This window comes from Bdellovibrio sp. NC01 (assembly GCF_006874625.1).
Taxonomy (GTDB): domain Bacteria; phylum Bdellovibrionota; class Bdellovibrionia; order Bdellovibrionales; family Bdellovibrionaceae; genus Bdellovibrio.
This window is the reverse complement of sequence record NZ_CP030034.1, coordinates 1,999,124-2,018,162: the sequence shown is the minus strand read 5'-3', so window position 1 is coordinate 2,018,162 and position 19,039 is coordinate 1,999,124. Positions and strand designations below refer to the sequence as shown.

General features: G+C 43.9%; 17 protein-coding genes and 1 tRNA gene. 12 read left to right on the top strand and 6 right to left on the bottom strand.

Going from position 1 to position 19,039, the window contains the following annotated elements; all coding sequences use genetic code 11:
- Positions 1-3: 3 nt before the first annotated feature.
- The 3 genes from DOE51_RS09740 (at position 4) to DOE51_RS09730 (ending at position 3,952) form a co-directional block, all read left to right on the top strand.
- Positions 4-1,185, top strand: a complete 1,182-nt coding sequence (locus DOE51_RS09740) for a hypothetical protein (protein WP_246845021.1) — start codon at positions 4-6, stop codon at positions 1,183-1,185.
- A gap of 9 nt (positions 1,186-1,194) precedes the next feature.
- On the top strand, positions 1,195-2,121 hold the full coding sequence (locus DOE51_RS09735) for a hypothetical protein (RefSeq protein WP_142696376.1): 927 nt from the start codon (positions 1,195-1,197) through the stop codon (positions 2,119-2,121).
- 121 nt (positions 2,122-2,242) lie between these two features.
- Entirely contained in the window at positions 2,243-3,952 is a 1,710-nt protein-coding gene (locus tag DOE51_RS09730; RefSeq protein WP_246845020.1) for a substrate-binding domain-containing protein, read from the top strand.
- On the opposite strand, the gene DOE51_RS09725 is transcribed toward DOE51_RS09730, so the two are convergent.
- Positions 3,953-5,716 carry a BNR-4 repeat-containing protein gene (locus DOE51_RS09725; RefSeq protein ID WP_142696375.1) on the bottom strand — a complete coding sequence of 588 codons (1,764 nt, stop codon included), beginning with the start codon at positions 5,714-5,716 and terminating at the stop codon, positions 3,953-3,955. It abuts the gene before it with no gap.
- Between the two features lie 115 nt (positions 5,717-5,831).
- The gene (locus tag DOE51_RS09720; protein ID WP_142696374.1) at positions 5,832-6,383 is read right to left on the bottom strand and encodes a GNAT family N-acetyltransferase; all 552 of its coding nucleotides are present in this window, start codon (positions 6,381-6,383) and stop codon (positions 5,832-5,834) included.
- A gap of 183 nt (positions 6,384-6,566) precedes the next feature.
- Between DOE51_RS09720 and DOE51_RS09715 the strand changes: the two genes are divergently transcribed.
- The 3 genes from DOE51_RS09715 (at position 6,567) to DOE51_RS09705 (ending at position 9,069) form a co-directional block, all read left to right on the top strand.
- Positions 6,567-7,124: a GNAT family N-acetyltransferase gene (locus tag DOE51_RS09715; protein ID WP_142696373.1), complete on the top strand. Its 558-nt coding sequence runs from the start codon at positions 6,567-6,569 to the stop codon at positions 7,122-7,124.
- A gap of 92 nt (positions 7,125-7,216) precedes the next feature.
- On the top strand, positions 7,217-8,512 hold the full coding sequence (locus tag DOE51_RS09710; RefSeq protein ID WP_142696372.1) for a J domain-containing protein: 1,296 nt from the start codon (positions 7,217-7,219) through the stop codon (positions 8,510-8,512).
- 98 nt (positions 8,513-8,610) lie between these two features.
- Positions 8,611-9,069: a hypothetical protein gene (locus tag DOE51_RS09705; RefSeq protein WP_142696371.1), complete on the top strand. Its 459-nt coding sequence runs from the start codon at positions 8,611-8,613 to the stop codon at positions 9,067-9,069.
- 28 nt (positions 9,070-9,097) lie between these two features.
- On the opposite strand, the gene DOE51_RS09700 is transcribed toward DOE51_RS09705, so the two are convergent.
- Positions 9,098-9,173, bottom strand: a tRNA-Val gene (locus tag DOE51_RS09700).
- 146 nt (positions 9,174-9,319) lie between these two features.
- Between DOE51_RS09700 and DOE51_RS09695 the strand changes: the two genes are divergently transcribed.
- The gene (locus DOE51_RS09695; protein ID WP_142696370.1) at positions 9,320-9,937 is read left to right on the top strand and encodes a glutathione S-transferase family protein; all 618 of its coding nucleotides are present in this window, start codon (positions 9,320-9,322) and stop codon (positions 9,935-9,937) included.
- Here DOE51_RS09695 and ttcA read toward each other — a convergent pair.
- Positions 9,876-10,706, bottom strand: a complete 831-nt coding sequence (ttcA, locus tag DOE51_RS09690) for a tRNA 2-thiocytidine(32) synthetase TtcA (protein ID WP_142696369.1) — start codon at positions 10,704-10,706, stop codon at positions 9,876-9,878. The two genes, DOE51_RS09695 and ttcA, sit on opposite strands and share 62 nt — an antisense overlap.
- A complete protein-coding gene (locus tag DOE51_RS09685; protein WP_142696368.1) occupies positions 10,693-11,745 on the bottom strand; it encodes a mechanosensitive ion channel family protein in 1,053 nt (350 codons plus the stop codon). The genes ttcA and DOE51_RS09685 overlap by 14 nt, the downstream gene beginning before the upstream one ends.
- Before the next feature lie 112 nt (positions 11,746-11,857).
- On the opposite strand from DOE51_RS09685, the gene DOE51_RS09680 reads away from it, so the two are divergent.
- The 5 genes from DOE51_RS09680 (at position 11,858) to DOE51_RS09660 (ending at position 17,856) form a co-directional block, all read left to right on the top strand.
- Positions 11,858-13,423, top strand: a complete 1,566-nt coding sequence (locus tag DOE51_RS09680) for a hypothetical protein (RefSeq protein WP_246845019.1) — start codon at positions 11,858-11,860, stop codon at positions 13,421-13,423.
- 227 nt (positions 13,424-13,650) lie between these two features.
- Positions 13,651-14,256 (top strand): murein L,D-transpeptidase family protein, encoded by a 606-nt coding sequence (locus DOE51_RS09675; RefSeq protein ID WP_142696367.1) that lies wholly within the window; start codon positions 13,651-13,653, stop codon positions 14,254-14,256.
- Between the two features lie 156 nt (positions 14,257-14,412).
- A complete protein-coding gene (locus tag DOE51_RS09670; RefSeq protein WP_142696366.1) occupies positions 14,413-15,153 on the top strand; it encodes a PilZ domain-containing protein in 741 nt (246 codons plus the stop codon).
- A gap of 63 nt (positions 15,154-15,216) precedes the next feature.
- A complete protein-coding gene (locus DOE51_RS09665; RefSeq protein ID WP_142696365.1) occupies positions 15,217-17,196 on the top strand; it encodes a hypothetical protein in 1,980 nt (659 codons plus the stop codon).
- 21 nt (positions 17,197-17,217) lie between these two features.
- Positions 17,218-17,856, top strand: coding sequence for an RDD family protein (locus DOE51_RS09660; protein ID WP_246845018.1), 639 nt, complete (start codon positions 17,218-17,220; stop codon positions 17,854-17,856).
- On the opposite strand, the gene DOE51_RS09655 is transcribed toward DOE51_RS09660, so the two are convergent.
- Entirely contained in the window at positions 17,839-18,984 is a 1,146-nt protein-coding gene (locus DOE51_RS09655; RefSeq protein ID WP_142696364.1) for a class I SAM-dependent RNA methyltransferase, read from the bottom strand. The two genes, DOE51_RS09660 and DOE51_RS09655, sit on opposite strands and share 18 nt — an antisense overlap.
- Between the last annotated feature and the right edge of the window lie 55 nt (positions 18,985-19,039).

The following is a 19,039-nucleotide window of genomic DNA, read 5'->3' as shown; positions in this document are numbered from 1 at the left end:
GGAATGCGCAGAACTTCAACTTGGATCGCAACACTGATTACTGCCTGCACATTAATGACCCCAGCATTCGCACAACAAGCGGAACTCTTGGAAAGAACTTTTTCAGGAGTTTCAAAAGAAACGACTCCGCAAGCTGCGAAAGCTGATATTCAAAATCAAGCTTCTCAAAAAATCTCTGAAGAAGTGATTCGTGAATTGATCGGTGAAGATCGTTTTACGAAAAATAAAACTTTGCTGCAAAATAAAGTTATCAAAAACTCAGCACGCTACATTCCGTTTTCTAAACCTTCGAATCTGACTCAAGAAGGTGAAGAATACAAAATGTCAGTCGCGATGAAAGTGTCTTTGCGCGACTTGAAACAAATGCTGCAGGAAAATTCGTTGCTCAATGAAAACGACACGATTCCGGTTGTGATCCCTGCAATTAGCTTTGTGGATCGCGTGCAGGGCCGTAGCTATCGTTGGTGGCAGCCGGTAGATAAAAACCCAGCAGGTTTCTTATTTAAAGAAGGCCGTGCGGTTGAAGAAGCGCTTCGCAATTCATTCCAGGTTAAAAACTTCTATGTGATCAAACCATTGGAATCAGGTCTTGGCGCAAGTGTACCGCCGCAATTCCAAAATGAAAAAATCGCGGGCGAAGATGCGCAATTCTTCGCTCAGTATTTTAATGCGCCGGTTTTAATTGATGGTCAGGTCTTGTTCAGCAAAGAAGAAAAAGGCAGCAACTATACAATTGAAATTCGTATGACGGCGACACAGGTAAGTAATGCGCGTCCTATTGCAGATGTGTCTCGTAAATTTACGACGGATTCTGGTGCATTTGAAACTTCTGTGGATAAAAAGATGCGCGAAGTTTTGGAAGGCACGGCGAATGATTTGGCTTCGCAAGTCTTTGAAGCTTGGCAGCGTGGTTCTTTGGGAACATCGATCATTCGTGTGACGATCAAAGGTGCCCAAGGTCTTCCGATGATGGAAGCTATGAAAGAAAAAATCCGTTCACAAATCACGCAAGTGAAAAACATCCGTGAACGTGTGGTGAGCTCTGAAGGACTTAGTTATGAAGTTGATACGTCGGCTTCAGCGTCTGAATTAGCGCAAAAAATTGAAGCTCTGGATTTCGATGGCAAGAAGCTTTCGAAAGTTTCAGATGCGCAGGATGAAATCGTTCTTAAATTTGCCCAATAGGAGGTTGCGGTGAAGGCAGTTTTAAGTCTGTTGCTGGTTTTAGCATTTGCGGGATGTGTAACAACAGATCGCACAAACCCAACGATGAAACGTGATATTCGCGACGACAACCAAATGTCGCGCAAAGAAGACTCTTCGCCAAGAAAACGCCTTATGGTGTTGCCGTTCTTGGATACGTCGACTCAACGTCCACAAGAATTCCGTGATCGCGCGCGAAGTGCGTTCATTCAGGATTTGAATCGTTCAGGCGACGTGATTGCTCTTGATAGCAAAGAGCTCAATCTTGATCTTTCTAAAATGATGGAAAATGGCCAATACAAACTGGCCGATGTTGCGAAAGCCGCAAAAGCATTGGGCGTTAATGCCGTGCTTGAAGGTAAGATCAATGATATTCGCATCAAACGTAAATCTGATAACGTCGGTATCGTTCGTCATTTAACTTCTGTGTTCGAAGTTGTGGCTCAAGTTCGCGTGGTGACAACTCGTACAGGAAATGAAGTTTTCAACACGGTTAAAACTGTCACTTTGGAAGAACAAGGTGTGCGTGTCGCTGAACGTGTTGAAACAGACAAGTATTTGCAGAACAACCCAGAGATGATCGAAGTTCTTGTGAAAGATGCTTTCTTGGATTTCACACCGCAAGTGCTGGGCTCGATTGAAAAAGTCGCTTGGGAAGGTCGCATCGCCGCGATCAATGGTGATCGCATTTATTTAAACGTCGGGAAAATTTCAGGTTTGCAAATGGGCGATCTTTTAAAAGTGATGGAAGACGGTGACGACGTGTATGATCCAGAAAGTGGAACTCATATTGGTCGTGTTCCAGGAAGACTCAAGGGAACCCTTGAAGTCATCAGTTATTTTGGCAATGACGGCGCCATTGCTGTCATCCACTCGGGCTCCGGATTTAAAGAAAACGATCGCGTAGAATTGTACTAAATATCTGTAACAGGGTGGAACACTGTCGTTTTACAAACCATCCTGTGTTTAAAAACATTACTCTTTCAAGAGACTGTAAAAGTCGAATTGCTTACTTAATTAGCTCCGTTATTATTGGTACGTGATTCGAATTTTTTTGTTTATTCTTTTATTTTGCCATTTGGCTGAAGCGAAAACGTGGAAGGTTTCCGTGCTCTACTGGAGCATGAAAATCGAAGGCCAAGTTTTAATGCGCAAGGGGCTTGAAGAAGAGACCGCCAAATTCAACGCAAAAAATCTTGATAAGATTGAGCTGACTGCTTACGTCGCTGGTGAAGGCCGCGATGGAATCATCAAGCAGGTTGAGCAACTTAAACAAGCCGTAAAAAAATCTTCTGATGCTATTATCATTCAGCCGACAGACAACGCCGCTCTTGCAGAAGGTTTGCAGTTAGCAAATCAACATAACATTCCAGTGATCGCCTATGATCAATACATCGTGGGCGGAAAACTTTCTGGTTTTGTTACAAGTGACAACTATCAAGGTGGTTTCGATAACGGCAATCACATTGATTCGCTTTTTCCTGCCAAGAAAGAAATTAAAATCGTGGTGTTCGAGTACCCACAAGTCTCTTCAACAACAGAGCGTGTGGATGGTTTCTTTGATGCCTTAAGAGAAAAACATCGCCGCTTTCAAGTTGTGCAGCGATACGAAGCTGTTGATCCCGAGTCTGGAAAAAATGCCGTCGCAAAATTCCTTCGCGATTACCCAGAAAAAAACAGTGTCGACGTTGTGCTGACCGTAAATGATGGTGGTGGTCTTTCTGTCGTTAAAGAATTACTTGCGAAAAAACGCACCGAAATCAAACATGCGACTTTCGATGGTGATCCTCTTTCAATTGAAAATATCAAAGCGGGTCGTTTAACTGTAATCGATTCCGCGCAATTTTGTGCAGAGCTTGGCCGCCGTAGCATTCGCACTTTGATCAGAGTCATGAAAGGGGAGACAGAGATTGGAAAAGTTCGTGTTCCAACGTTCCCAGTGACTCTGCAAAACGTCAATTCCTATCCAGGATGGATGGGTGTGCCTGCCGAAACAAAACCCGTTGTTAAGCCCACAACAACCCCTCTTAAAAAATATCCGGGCGGAAATGTTGTTTTCAAAGTGGGAACAACTCCTCTATGTCCGTACATCTGCGAAAAAAGACCGGGAGTATGGACTGGGTACCTATTTGAAATTTTAGGTGAAATCGCTCGTCAGCAAGGTATTGAACTGCGTTTGGAAAGTGTGCCGTATTCTCGCTTGGTGCAATCACTTCAGCAGCATAAGGTCGACTATATCATCACACCTCAATATTTGGTTCGTTATACGCCTGATGTGCAGGTTGTGGGTTCATCGTTAGGCGTCAGCTTCACAGGTGCTTTGTTGCCAAAAAATGAAGACATCAGTTTAGTAGATAACAATGCGCTAAAAAAGATGAAGGTTGTTTATTCTGATTTTGGTTATGAAGGTCGCATGGAGATTGTTGAGCGTGGAAATCGCTTAACAGGCGTCGATGTGGCGGACCGTATGATTAAGATGATGAAGGAACAACGTGCCGATGTGGCTCTTGGCGATTACAACGTTCTTCGTTATGAGCTGACAGAAAAAGATGCGACCTTGAAATTGCAGCCAACCGCAATGACTGGATTCAGCTTCTTTGTGCTTGCGGGTTTGCAAAAAAATCCCCAGGTTGAATATCTTGGGGATCGTATTAATGAATGGTTTATGAATTCGCGCGATAACGGCCGCCTTGAGGGTATTTTGAAAAAATACAATCTTTCTGACTGGCGTGCCTTGGATCGTTATTAATTATTCGGCCCGCGTTTTTGGAACGCGAATGGGCTTATCTTGCGCTGACTGAATGAAGTCCTGATCTGACGGGAAGTACCACGTAAAGCCTTCATCATCTGATCTTAAAAGAGCATTGTTCAACATTGGCGAAACGTTGATCGCTTTGCCATCTGCGGTTTTAAAGAAATAAGGAACGGCAGGGCGCGAGTTGCTGTATTCGATATACAAGTGATCTTGCTTGTCTAGGTTCAACAATTGATACCAGTGTGTGTATTCCGAAGCATTTGGGTAAACCAAGATGCGCGCCACATCCCAAACGAATTTCTTCGTTTTCTTATCGTAACTGCCTTTTTGATAAACCAAAGCACCAAAATAATCGAAATCAAAAACAGACTTATCGTGAGCCCATTGGCGATAAACCGTATGAATCTGATCTTTAGAATCAATCATCATCGAAATATAAGTCTGACTGCCACCAGTCCAATTTGGCGAGCTGTAACGCGCTTTATATCCTGAGTCCTGTGTATTCATCGGCACAGCTTGAGACCACGAAGCAATCGAATCCGGTTTTAAAGAATAGGTATATGTAAAGTGTGAACCATGACCACCACCAATCACATGTAAAGTGCCATCACTTGCGCGCACAATGCCTGGTTGGTTGTGGGTGTCGTTGACGGGCCAAGTTTTCAGCAACTCTTGTTTCGCCAAAATTTTAGTGCGCGTGTTGTATTCCGCAATCCAAATCGCAGAAAATGGATTTTCAGATGAATCGGGTGCTAAAACAATCGGCTGCCCGTTTTGATCCATCTTTGGAACGTAAGAGGGTGTGGCTTCAAGCCAGACAACAAAATATTTCTCACCACTATGAATGATCTTTGGAGCGCCACCACTGCGATAACCAATTTCTTGCGCCATCTCGCTGATTAAGATTGGAGCTTCGGGCTTTAAACCTTCGGGCGTGTCTTTAACGGGCTGCAAATACAGTCGACCATAGGTTCCCAACCATGAAGGAGCTTTTTCGTAACCAGGCAGCTTCCCAGAGCCTACATAATGCAAGAATGCTGGAGCCGTAGGTAAAGCTTCTTTGGAATAAGGTCTTTCGATGTCGTAAAGCTCTGGAGTTTGGCATGCGCCCGTTTTGATATTTTTAAATACGCATGCTGTAGTCGGAGTTCCCACAATAGGTGTTGCAGTCCATGTCACGCCATAATCTTTTGATTGCAACATAAGATAGCTTGGCGCATCTGCAAGATTTTTATTCATACGCGTGACCGTGTACATTTGATCGTTTTGATCAAACACAGCCATCTTTGGGTCCCACAAAATATCTTGCGAAGATCCAGAAACTTTCTGAGTTAGTTCCGCACTGTAAATATCATTGAAAGTTGAAAGCGAAATCGAGTTCGTCACAAGCTTGCCTGCTTGGAACGTTTGAAAGCCATTCGTGATTGGAACTGTTTGCGCACGATCGTGTTCGCGGAAATAAGGACGGTTCAAGCTATCAAAGTACGGAATGAATACTGAATAACTTGGTTTCCAATTTTGTGTTACGCGTTCATGAACAGTTGCAAGATACGAGTGCGCCTCTTCAGTTGAAGTCAACTTCGGAAAGTCTTGGGCTTTCAATGGCAAGGGTTGTAATTTGAAACTTGCGAACGAGCGCGAAGCACTTGGTGCCTCACTCAGGCTCGATAAATCTGTCGAACCTTTTTCAGTAAAGACGCCAGTAAAATACACGCTAAATGCGACAAGTAAAATGACGGAAGCCAAGTATCTTTTCATTCTATTTTTATCGGTCTGAAACACTCAAAAATAAATCCAAATGTGCGATTTCAGAGTAAAAATGGAACAAATAAAGCAGCGACCTCGCGGAAGGTCGTGCTCTTGTTGTCGCAAATTATCTTTTGCGAGATTTCCATTCTTCTTTGCGAAGTTCCCAGACTTCATGTTCGGTGAAATTAGGATCCACGAATTTCGCAGGCTTCACACCTAAAAGTCTAGCGCCCGTTTTTTCTTTCACACGGCGAGATCCAACGTTACCAAGTGCATTTGCGAACACCAAAACCTCAAAACCTAATTCATCAAACGCATAATCCATCACTGGCGCAACTGCTTCGGTCATAAGACCCTTACCCCAGTGTTTGCGCGCAAGCCAGAAACCGCGATGTTCAGGGCGACCTTGGCGCCACAGATCCACAGTGCCGATAATTTCATCGGGTGCGTCTTTCAGAAAAATTCCCCACGTCCAACGATCTTTTCCAAGTTGAGGCGCAAGTGATTTAAGAAATGTCTTAACGCCATCATCTGGATAAGGCCACGGCACGACAGCAGAAAGATTGCGGATCACTTCATAGTCGACAAAGTTTTTGTGATAAGCAGGGATATCGCTTTCTTGAATTTCACGAAGAATAAGTCTTTCGGTTTCAAATGTTGGAATTGTATTCGTCATAAAAACCTCTGCAGATGTGTCTTTGCTCAAGTTATCACAAACAAATTTACCGCGTGAACAACTCTTTCGACAAAATCACTGATTCCAATTTGGAACTAGAGTGTTGCTAATGGGTTCGATAAATTCATTCGATTCGCCTTCTGTCTGCGTAAAAGTTATCATGAATTCAGAAGGGAGTTATTCATGATTCAATCATCTATCCAATTCACAGCTAAGAACGGTCAACACTTCGAGATTCGCACGCCTCTGGAATCCGAAGCACAAGTCTCGTTGGATATGATGGTCGAGGTCGCTGCAACAAGTCCGTACATTCTTTCGACTCCTGAAAGTTTCAAAGGGCGATCAGTAGAAAACCAAATTAAATGGTTTAAAGAAAGTGCGGAAAGTGATTCTGAAATCATTCTTGCAGTTTATAGCGAAGGTCGCATGATTGGCTTTTGTAATGGCAGAGCTTACAAAGATATCAAGCGCAAACATCGCGCGGGTTTAGGAGTCAGTCTTCGTCATGAATATCGTGGTTTAGGCATCGGGCAAGAGTTGATGAGAGTCCTAATCGAAAGCATGAAGAAATTTACTGGCATTCAAATTATTGAGCTCGAAGTGATGATGAATAATAAGGCAGCTTTGCAGCTTTATGAAAATTTAGGCTTCAAAAAAGCAGGAATTTTTCCAAAGGCATTTATTCTTCCGTCAGGAGAAGTTTCTGACAGTTTGGCGATGTATTTGGAAGTCAGCACTTAGTGCGGATTCATTCAGCAAAATGTGATTTTCGGTTCCCGTCCAGGCTCGTGCATGGTATGGGAACCGTCCCTATGCAACTTGATTATGACAACATGAAAAGCGATTCCCAAGAATCGTTGGCGCCACGCGATCTTTCAGTGGTGAATGATTATAAAATTCGCAAAGAAATGTTTTCGGCATCTGAAAATTTGCTGAAGAAAATTCGTAAGCTTGAAAAAGAGCATGCTGACTTTTTAAGCTGGGATCAATTGCTCTATCAAGATTGGTACAACGTGACCTTTCGCAAAGAGCTGCAAGAAGGCGAACTGCTTAACAAACGCCTTCGCACGCTTTCTACTTTTCAAATACATTTAAATCAGATTATTCAGGCCTCAAAAGTGACTCCTCAACGTGCTTACTTTATGCTCAAAGATGAGGAAGTCCAGTATCAGAGTGGTGATGAGGAATGGAAATTCGTCATCGATAGTCTTCGCCAGCAACGCTTTGAAAACGCCACCAAGAACAAAATGCCTCAAGAACAGGCGGTCTCGGCTGACGCAAACCCTGACATCCAAACAGTGAATCTTAATTCAGAACAGGTCGTATCAGAGTTGAATCTTGCAGATATTTTGCACGAAGATGATTCAACTTTAAGCGGCTTGCGTCGTTGTGCTCGGGCCATTTATCACTACTTAAATGATATTGATGACAGCATGATGGGGCGACATCTTGCAGATGCGACGGGTGGTTATCAGTTATTTAAAGAATCGTTCCAAATTGCTATGAAGTGCGGCAACTGGAAACTTTTGGCGCGTATCTGGAAGACGGGCGAGGTTTATCAGCAAAGATTTTTGAAGCCGATGCCAGCGCATTTAAAAGATTTTTTACAGCAGATATTTTCCGAATATAATTGTGAAGAAGAGTCTGAAAATGGTTCGACAGAAAATCTGACAGAGACAGAAATATCCTTGCGCTCTTCGTATAGAAAACTTGCGCGTATGTTGCATCCAGATGTTCAAGAAGCAGATGTCACTTTGCAATTTCAAGAGTGGTCAGCAAAGAAGTGGCTGAAAGTGCAAGCGGCCTATAAGGAACGTGATCACGAAGCTTTGAAACGCCTTGAAATTATTTGTATGGCCGAGCAAGGTCAGTTGAACCACATGACTATGGATGAAATATATCAAAGTTCTTTGGTTTTGGCTGACGAGTTGGCCTCCCTCAAAAAGAGTCTTTCTTCGTGTCGCAAACATCCGGCCTGGAAGTTTTCATCGCGACGTCGCTACGATGCGCTGACAAAAAAACTTCGTAAAGAGCTGCAAACGCGCTTCGCACCCGTGGAAGAACAAGTGCACACATTAGAAGCGTTTTTACAAAGCTTGCAAGGAACGTCGCAGGCCAACTTACACTAAAAAACAGTCGCAGTTGATTTCTGACAGAGCGACGTAAAACCCAAATGCAAGAGTGTTTGGAAAGAAATAGATTTGAATCATCCAGCGAGGAGCTTCAGATGAGTTTTAGTCTTTTCAAATCAACGTGCGCCTTTTTGATTGCCTTTGCTGGCTCCTCTACGCTGGCGTCAACTGTTTGTTATAAGGCTTTGAATCCTCAAAATATTTCAATCAAACCAGAGAATCGCAAAGTCGAACGCGCCTCTGCTGCGCGAATTGTTTATCAGAATGTAAAATCTGTGGATCCGTCGGGCGTGACGATTTTTCCAAGTCTGGCAATCAGAGCTCAATCGAAATCATATAAATTTAAAACGACGGCCTATCAATTCGATGAAACTCACCCTGATGATTTTTCCGTCGAATGTGATGGCGGTAAAACTACAATGAAAAAAGTGGGCGGAATATTAGTGCTTAACTCGGAATATCTTGCGGGAGAAATTAAAACTCCAGACGAAGGCTGCGCAACGGGATCTGTTTCATTCAAAAATCTTGCGGTTGAAGAAACATCTTGCCGGTAAATTTGTAGTAAAAAAAAGAAGGTAGAATTGGTGCGAATAACTGGACTTGAACCAGTGACCTCTTCCATGTCAAGGAAGCGCGCTACCAACTACGCTATATCCGCACGTCTGTTGGGAACGTTAAATTTAGCTTTTCCCATCAAGGTGGGCAAGGAATTTTGGTTAGACGCTCTTTGCCACAGCGGGTTGAGTCTGGACGTCGCCATGGGAATTGCTAGCATTCCATTATCTAGTATCCCGGGAGGGTTTGATGATCGATCTTTTCACAGCTGCGACTCCAAATGGTAAGAAAATCGTTATTATGCTTGAGGAGCTTGGTATTCCGTATACGAAGCACATGGTGGATTTGAAAGCTTTGGAGCAAAAGTCGCCTGAATTTCTTGCGATGAATCCCAACGGTCGCATTCCCGTCATCGTTGATCATGAAGGTCCCAACGGACAAAAAACAACCGTGTTTGAAAGCGGTGCGATTCTTTTTTATTTGGCAGAAAAAAATGGTGGCAAATTTTTCGGCGCAAATTTGACCGAAAAAGCGCATTGTCTGCAATGGGTGATGTTCCAAATGTCGGCGATTGGTCCTAACTTTGGTAACTATCACTACGGCAAACACTACATGGAAAAACAAGTGCCCGAGTTTATTGAGCGTTTCGAGAAAGAATCAAAACGTTTGATCACGGTTTTGAATTCTCAGCTTACGAAACATAAGTACGTTGCGGGCGATAACTACACAATCGCCGATATCACAACGTACACATGGGTTTCAGGATTCGCGCAAAACAACGCTGAATGGTTCGCGGAAGCTCCGTCTATACTTCGCTGGTTGTCTCTGGTTGGCGAGCGCCCTGCGGTTCAGAAGGGGATGGCTTAAGGCCTTTAAAATCATACAGCTCTTGATCCATCAAGTGACTTGGCTTCACGTTGGACAGAGCCGTTTGGATTGTCGAGTAAATGTTTGGGATCTCTTTTTCGAGATCTCGAACAAGTTTTTTCACACGCACTCGTTTCAAACCGTCTTGTGAGCCGCACAAATTGCACGGAATAATTGGGAAGGCCCAGTCCGCTGCTAAATCTTCGATGTCACGCTCTGAAACATAAGTCAGAGGTCTAAGGACGATATTTCTACCATCGTCCGAAATCAATTTCGGTGGCATTGCAGATGTCATACCGGAATAGAACATATTCAACAAAGTCGTATGAACGACATCGTCACGATGATGCCCTAAAACCATTTTAGTGAATCCTTCGTTGTAGGCAAAATCATAAAGAATCGCGCGACGAAGGCGAGAACATAAAGAGCAATACGTTGCTCCTTCAGGAACTTTCTCTTTCACAATTGAATAGGTGTCTTTTTCGATGACGTGAAGTTTAACACCTAACGAGGCAATCCAATTTTGAAAAGCTTTCGGATCAAAGCCTGGTTGTTTTTGATCCAAGATGGCAGCTTCTAAAGTAAACTTTCTTGCAGAACGTTTTTGGATTTCAGTCAGCAAAGCCAAAAGCACACTTGAGTCTTTGCCACCAGAAACGCAAATCATCAACTTGTCACCGTCTTCAATCATATTGAAGTCGTTCAACGCTTGGACGATTTGCTTACGAATTTTAATCGCTAATGGATGTTCAAAGTTAAGTGCTGCCATGGCTAACGGTTGTATCTGAAAGCTGAATGACTTGTCGAGCTAATTCAATGCCACTAGCACGTAAAGCCGCGATCCCGCGCACATAAACTTTATCGCCAATTGAAAATTGCGAACCGTAATTGTCGATAAAGTAAAGAATCTTCACTTCAACCCAGTTTTCGTTGGAATCAGAAACATAGGCCCACGGCGTTGGAATGCCGCGAATTTCGCCAATTCCTGCAACCGTTTGCTCCAAAAGCTGTTTTGCCAATTCGATATTTGCACCATAGGCCAAACGGAAAATCTGACGGCGCAAAATAGGGTGGTCGCCAGGGGAGAAGTTTGAAATTTGCGCGTTCGCCATAAAGCGATTCGGAAACGTAATGATCTCGTCAGAAAAACCAACCAGCGTCACCGATCTCCACGTCATCTCTTTTACTTGGCCCGTTGCTTTTTGAATGCCGCTTGTGATTTCTAACCAGTCGCCGATTTCAAAATTGCGATCGACCTGCAAAGAAATTCCCGCAAACAAATTACCCAGCGTATCTTGTAGCGCCAAACCCAGAATGACGGATGCCGCTGCTGATGTTGCTAAAAGCGGTCCTAGTTCCAAAGTAAAGATGTGCGACAGACCCCAGAACAACAACACAATTGAAAGCATCAACGAAAAGATGTTCACCAATAATAATGGAACACCGTGCTTCATCGAACCTAGGAAAAGGTATTGAAGTACTATCAGGCGCGAAGTTTTAACGAAGACAACGTTGCCCCAAATAAAGGCCAGGATTGCGATGTACGGCGTGAAGCGCACGAAGCGACCGAGTTGAGCTTCGGAAGTTTGCATGAAGATAAAAATAACAAAAAGAAAACTAAGAATAACGAAATGGCGAAGTAAAACGCGGAAGTGATTGCGGATGCTTTTGTGTCTTTCCTCTGAAACTTCTTTTAAAAAGAACTTATAGAAGATCCACGCAATAACTATCAGACAGCCTAAAAGTATGTAGGGCTCGAGTTCTAAGAGTCCGTAGAGTGCTTGAATTTTGATAAACTTATCTGCCATCGTCTGATTTCCCTCTGGAGTTCTTAGTATAATGACTAATTTTTAGTCTAGTCGAGTATAAAAATTTGCGAGCACTATAATTTGCTGTGAAGGGTCTGCCGATAGATTCTTCATGAAAAAGCAATACATCTATTTGAGTCTCTTCGGAACGATGACAGCCTGCGCACCGCAATTTCAGCCAGCGATGGAATCTATCGCCTCAAACACAGTGCAAGATATTGCCTGCAAAGACAACCAACTCGAAACCAAGCTTTATGACGGCTTGAAATCTTATCTGATTGAACAAAAATCAATTCCGGCTGCTGAAGAAATGAAGTCCGCAATGCATGCCCAAGTTTCTAAGCTGCAAGCGGACAACACCCGTATGACCGATGCTCAAGTGCAAAAGTTGAACGGCGATCTTGATGCGTTGATTGACTCTTTGCTTTCTGAAGCTCCCCAAGGCGAGCGTGTTGAAACGCCAGAACAACTTCTAGTGTTGTTGTCAGCGATTGACGTTGGTGATCGCACAACAACTTTTAGAGCTTATATGCAAGACCGCGTTCGCGCGAACTTTACGACTTTGTCTAAAACAGTAAGTTCTTATGATTTAAATTGTACAAATACGTCAACGGCGGGTTCGGCGACGAGTGGTACGACTGATTCAAATGTGGCGCAAGGAAGCGAGTCTTCAACGACTCCGACGCCAACACCAGAACCTAATTATGATTACGAATACCAAAAAGCCCAAGCTTTAGCTGCGGGCGTACCGCTGGCGGTCTTTGGTGAGCGTTGGGCTTTTGCGACAGCTTATCAATCATGCAACAGCTTGGAAATGAATCCTCTGGATGCTTCAACTCCTTCGATTCAAGGTATTGAAGTTGTGGGTAAACATTCGGATGGTGTTGGTAACAAGCGTGCGATTGCAAGTTTAAGCAAAGTTCAAGCAACTCATCCGTATATTAAAAATGTAGCTTCTTATGGTTCGTCGTGCTTTGCGGTGAAAAATAATCCGTTGATTTATGACTACGGTGGTAAGCCTTATGCGACAACGGCCGCGACTTCACCAATTGATTTATTTAAAAACAATGGTGATGGGACAAGCGTTCTTGGTATCGACTGTTCTGGTTTCGTATTTACTTCAATGGCAGCGGCAGGTTTGAAGTTGAAATCAGGCCGTGCCTTAAAAGCTTCGGACTCATGGGCATGGGGTTCAACTTCTTACGTCGAACCACAAAATAACGGTCTGACTTGTTTATCGAAAATTTCTGTAACACCAACGACTTCAATGAAGGCGGGTGATATCGTAGCGGTTCAAGGTCACGTGATCTTGATTGATAAAGTGGGCGCAGATCCATTTGGTATCGCGGGTGCAAAAACCGAAAAAGACTGTGCAGCGTTGACGTCAAAAGGTTTTGATTTCGTCGTTGCGCAAAGCTCACCAAGTGTGGGTGCTGTTGGTATCAATCGTTTTGTCGCAAAAGATTACCTGCCGACATCAGCTAAGATGAACACAGGCCTACAAAAGTACGCGTACTACGCATGCCTTGCCAAAGTGAACAACAAAACGTACACACCAAACTTGGGTACTCTATCAGTGGTTCGCCATAAAGGAACTTCTGACTGCATGGCTCCCCGTGTGACTCTTGCAAAAGAAAGCTGCATCCAAAGCTGTTCTTCAGCAAACTTCACGAACTAATTCCGAAAAATAGAGTGAGTTTCAAAAGGCTGTCCTTCTTAAGACAGCCTTTTTTATTTTCACTTAGCCGATTTTTCACTGACGAAGTTTAAGACAGAGTGACGAAGAGGGGCTCTTTTCATCGATCCAATTCTTATTGGTTGCTTTAGAGGTTTGAAAATTTCTTTTGTGAAGGAATGTTTTGAAGCGCTCGCGAAATAGCGTTGAACATGTTATAAATCTCCTCCATGAAAACACTATTGAGCTTTTTAATTATTCTAGTTGGAGCTTCTTCAATCGCAAACGCACAACAACAGCAAAAGCGTTATTGTGACGATATGGCGCGAGTCGCAAATCTTCCGCACTTAGATAAAGGCCAGTTCGATCGTTATCTAGCGGACAAGGGTGCCGTGACACGCATTTTGGTTTCAAAGTATAAGCACGAACTTTATCTTTTGAATGATAAAGAAGAAGTTCTTAAGACTTATAAAGTGGCTTTCGGTATGGACCCATGGGGCGGACCAAAACGCTTCCAAGGTGACCAGAAAACTCCAGAAGGTATCTACGAGATTGATTATAAAAATCCACAAAGTGCTTACTTGTTAAGTCTGCACGTATCTTATCCAAATGAGGCTGATGTTGCTTATGCAAAATCACGCGGCAAGGACCCAGGTGGCGACATCATGGTTCACGGTTTCCCTGTGAATCCTTTGAAGCACGCGGGTGTTTCTGAGGTTCATCCTTCTGATTGGACTCAAGGATGTATTGCAGTGACTGATAGCGAAATCAAAGAGATCTTCTCTCTGGTAAAAGAAAAAACAAAAATCGAAATCTGCTCTTACCAACAAAGATAAAAACCATCCGCTCCCTCGGTCTACCACCGGGGGAGTTTTGTTTTGGCCGTACGCGTTCTGAAATTTCCCTAAAAATCTCTTCGAACTAAAGTCTAGACCACAGTATTTTGTTTCGTAACAACCCCTCTGTTCTATTAACATTTAAGCGGGGGTTAAATGGAGCAAACAGAACTTAAAAGACCGATTGGTGTTTATGTTTTGGCTGTTCTATTTTTACTGGCTCCAATAGGAAATCTCCTTTTGAGTTTCGCAGGCAGTGGCGTCAAAAACTGGAGCGAACCTTCTGTCATGTGGACTTTTCTTCAAGGTGTCTCGCCACTGGATTGGTTGTGGTTGAGTCTTCTGATTGTCACCGGGATTCTTTTGCTTCGTCCTCATAAGGCTTCATGGACGATGGCTATCATCACTCTTCTTTTAGTCTTAGCGATTAACATGTATCGCGCAGCAGTTGGGGATTTGGGGCTTGGTAACATGGCTCGTTGGCAAGTGATCGGTTCAAGTTTTGCGACGTGTGCTGTGTTAATTATGGCCTTCTATTTCCGATTTCCTTACTTGGATCGCAGAACGCGCTGGTTTATTCCCGCAGCGCAACGTTATGAAGTCAGAACACCGGTTGAAGTGGTCGCTCAGGATATCTTCACGGGTGTAACGGAATCAGTTTCAGTCTCTGGTGTGCGCGTGCGTTTGCAGCGTGATATGGGCGAGATGGCCACAGAGATGCGTTTCGTTGATGTGATTTTCCCAGAAGTTAAGAACGTTAAGATCAAGACTCAAGTCGTGGAGTACTCGGATAATATTCTTCGTTTGAAGTTTAAAGAGCTTCGTAGTCAGGATTTAGGGCATTTAAAGGACTGGCTGAAATCTCAAGATGAGACTCAGATGGAAACTCAAGGATAAGTCCAGGGATATCTTAAGTAATTTTAAACGTGTACCGAAAAGACTCAAAAGCATGAGGTCGATATGAGATGGAAGTTTAAGCCGGTTCCTGTCATGAAAACTGTCGCAGCCACATTATCTATGTGGACGATGTGTATTGCGCCTGTCGCGCAAGGGGCAGAAGCTGCACGCAACAAGCAACTCATCAGTCAATATCTCAAAGACACGGGATTGACGACGAAGAAACAAACTATCGGTGAATTTTGGGCGAAGGTTCGTCACGTTTATCCGACTGTTTTGCAAAAACAATTAGATCCGTGGATGGCCATTCATAAAAATGAAATGATGCCAACGATTGAAGCTTCAAGCTACAAAGACTCTGATAATAAAGAGCAAGTGCGCTTGCTTTTGACTTCAGGTTCTGAATCGAACACGTTGACATTCACTGGCGACGACGACAAACCGTTGAAAGTAAATGGCGTGACGTTAACGTACAACGACCTTGCTGATTACAATCATTTCGACAAGCTTGCTGAAAAAGTAGCGAATCAAGATCCAAAGCTTAAAGGCTCTTTGAAACCTGGTTCGGCAAAAAATACAGCGACTCCTGTTGGTAAAACAGTTACTGAAAAACGTTTCCTAAAAGGTAACGATCTTGCAAAAATGAACGTACGTCAGCAAATGGACTACTTCTTGAAAATGAGAGAAGCCGTTCAAGCTGCTGATAAAGTTCTAGCGACTCAAGGTAAAGCAACTAAAGGTGCTTCATTTAATTTCTTCGATTTGGAAGAACAAGATTCATCTGCAGTAGCAAATATCTGGCAAGTTCTATTAGGTACAAACGCGGTTGCGAAAGTTGAGCAAGCGTGTGTGGCTTCTGGTTGGATTGCAAGTTATTACAAAGGTTCATGTGCTCGTCCTGAACAAGGTCAAGCAAGTCTTTTGAAACAAGTTCAAGAACTTCCATTTAGCGATGCTGTGAAATCAAAAGTTTCTAGCTGTGCTAAAGGTGGCGGTCTTCCTTGTAATCCATTGTTGTTTGGTTTCAGTGACAACTCTGGTAGCCCGATTTGTATTACTTCAAATCTTCCTTCAGCGACAAAACAATGTAATGAAGCGACTCCGCTTCCTGGCAGCAAAGAAAAGATCATTCAATCTATCGTTGCAGCTCGTGGCACTGACGGTAGCATCTGTAAATTGAAAGACGACACTGTTTCTCAAGCTTGTGCAGACAAACTTGAAAAATACACTCAGAACTTGCAACAGCACTATTTGAATGCTGCGGGCTTCTGTACAAAAGGTGGCGTAACTAGCATCGAAAATGCGAAAGAATGGGAAAGCAAAGCACGTAAGGATATCGCTAAGGACCAAAAAGAGGCCTGCGAAAACTTGAAAGACCGTTTCTTTGATTTGAAAATCGAAGTTGCAGGTCCAGTGGTTGCTCCTGTCTGTGAAGTTGCTGGTGCAAACCGCAATGAAAAAGGCGAGTGCGTGTGCTCGGATGGTAAGCCTCCACGCCCACCAACTCCACAACCGAAATCATCTCGTGGTGGTAAGTCTTCTGGTAAATCATTACCTCCTCCATCAGACGTAGCTGATTCTGGTTCAGGTCAAGGTCAACTGACTTGTGACGGCGGTACTGGTACAGTGATTCCTGATGACGGCCCAGGCAGAAATCTTCCAGATGGTAAAGACGTTGCTAAGGGTGGTAATGAGTGCGGTTTCCTTTGTAAGTACAAAGGTGTATTGATCGCAGTCGGTATCGGTCTTGTTGGTTTGGGCTTGTTCTGGTGGTTGACGAAGAAGAAAACAAAAAAATCTTCTCCTGAATATGTTGCTCCAGCTCCACCGCCATTGACGGATCCGTCACCAACGGCGACGGCAACAGCAACGACAACAATTAGTCCGGTGCCATCGAACCCATGTCCTGCAGGTAACACTGTTGTGAACGGAGTTTGTACGCCAGATGTGATTGTAACTCCGCCATCTCCGCCGGTAGTGACAACTCCGACGACTGAAGGTGGTACAGGTACAGGAAATGTGACAGGCGGGGCGACTCGCTAATCCGAAAAGGAATCAAACACGATGTTTGATATCAATAAAGAAAAAGGTAAAGCAAATCCACAGCGGGCTCCTCTGAAAAGAGAAGCCCCTGTTCCTTTAAGAACCCCTGTGGTTCGTCGCAGAAAGCCTGTTCAGCCGGGAAAGACTCCGCTGAATGATCTGTTTAAAGATCGCAAAGGCATGAGCTTTGATCAAAATACAGGTTTCCATGGTGGCCCCAGTGCACGTCGCAAAGGTTATCGTCTGGCTTTGTGGTCATGGCTTGCTTCGTTCATCGACGCTTTGATTTTAGTCGCGACAAGCTGTGTATTCTTGGTGATGTTTTCTTATTTAATGAAGACATCAGTGGGCGGCATTGTGGCGTCGTTGACTCATGGTCAACATCGTGTGCTTCTGTTTGCAGAAGTTTATGCGTTGTCATCGTGGATCTATATGATCGCTATTCGTAGCTTTATGGGTTCATCTATTGGTGAATGGGCTTGTGATTTGCGTTTAGGTCAACCGCACGAACGATTTGAAAGCACTTACGTTTTAAAAGTCATTTTAAGAAGCACGTTGGTGCTTACAACGGGCATTGTGACATTGCCGCTACTGTCTTTGCTCATCGGTAAAGATGTGCCGGGGATTTGTTCAGGTCTTCGTCTATTTTCTTTGAAGTAAACTTAGAACTTCGAAATGCGTGCTTTGTGGGAATTGATCCACAATCACGCATTCTTTCATTTCATAGCCAAAGTTTTTTAACTTCACTAAATCGGCTGCCATTGATTCTGGGAAGCATGACATATAAATGAAAAACTTCGGACGATCCTGTAGATTTAATTTCTCCAATGGATCCAAGAAACCCATTAATCCTGAGCGCGGTGGGTTCGCTAAGATGCCGTCGAATTCCGTAAAGTCATTTAAGATCTTTTTTTGGAAATCCCCACGATGAATTTGCAGCTTTCCGACTTGATCTTTTAAAGAGGCCGGCAAACGCTCTAATGTCTTCTCTAAGCCTTCCAAAGACAATGCATCGATCTCACACGCCAGGACTGAAGACGCCGAAGCCAGGGCTGGCAGCGTAAGATTACCGATGCCTGAGCCAAATTCGATCACACGCGACTGCGTGAATTGCGAAATCCATTTTGTGATTTGCGAGGCGATGATTTTATTTGCTTCAAGACTTGGTTGTGTGAAGCTCGCAACGTGACAATAAAGATCTACTGGAGTTTCACCCATCCAAGTTTCAAACCACACGTTGAGTTCTGGATCTTTCAATTTGAATTCAGAGCCTGTCCAGACTGGAACTTTGCGACGCTGACCGATTTCAACAAACGCCACTTCAAGCAGTCCACGCAAGATCGTTTGTTCATCGAGAATTTTTTTAATGTCGACGTTAGCAAAATCAAGCCACACACCTTTTTGCCCATCAGGTCCCACACGTAAACGGATTGAGCCTTTTTCAACAGGCCACTCGAAACGGCGGAACTCTGTCAGCCATTCTTGAAGGGCGGGTGAAAGCTGGGCGCAGGTTTCAAGGTCCACAATGTCGTGGGTCCCTTTTCCGTAAAGCCCTAAACGGCCGCCCTGAAGGCTAAAATCCAAGCGATCGCGCAAGTGCCCTGCGCCCGCTGATAAAATTTCAATAGGCGGGTGTTGAAGGTCTTTGCGGGCAAAGATTTGGGCAAGCTCACCTTGTTTTTGATTTAATTGCTCCCCATAAGGCATATGCAAGTACTGGCAGCCTGAGCAGGTCTGCTGATAAGGACATTCTAGAAGCTGATTCAGCGGATTCGGGGTACTTTGCATAAAAATAAAACTAAGTCTCTTGTTCTCTTTAGGGCCTGCTGCTATATCGATTTGC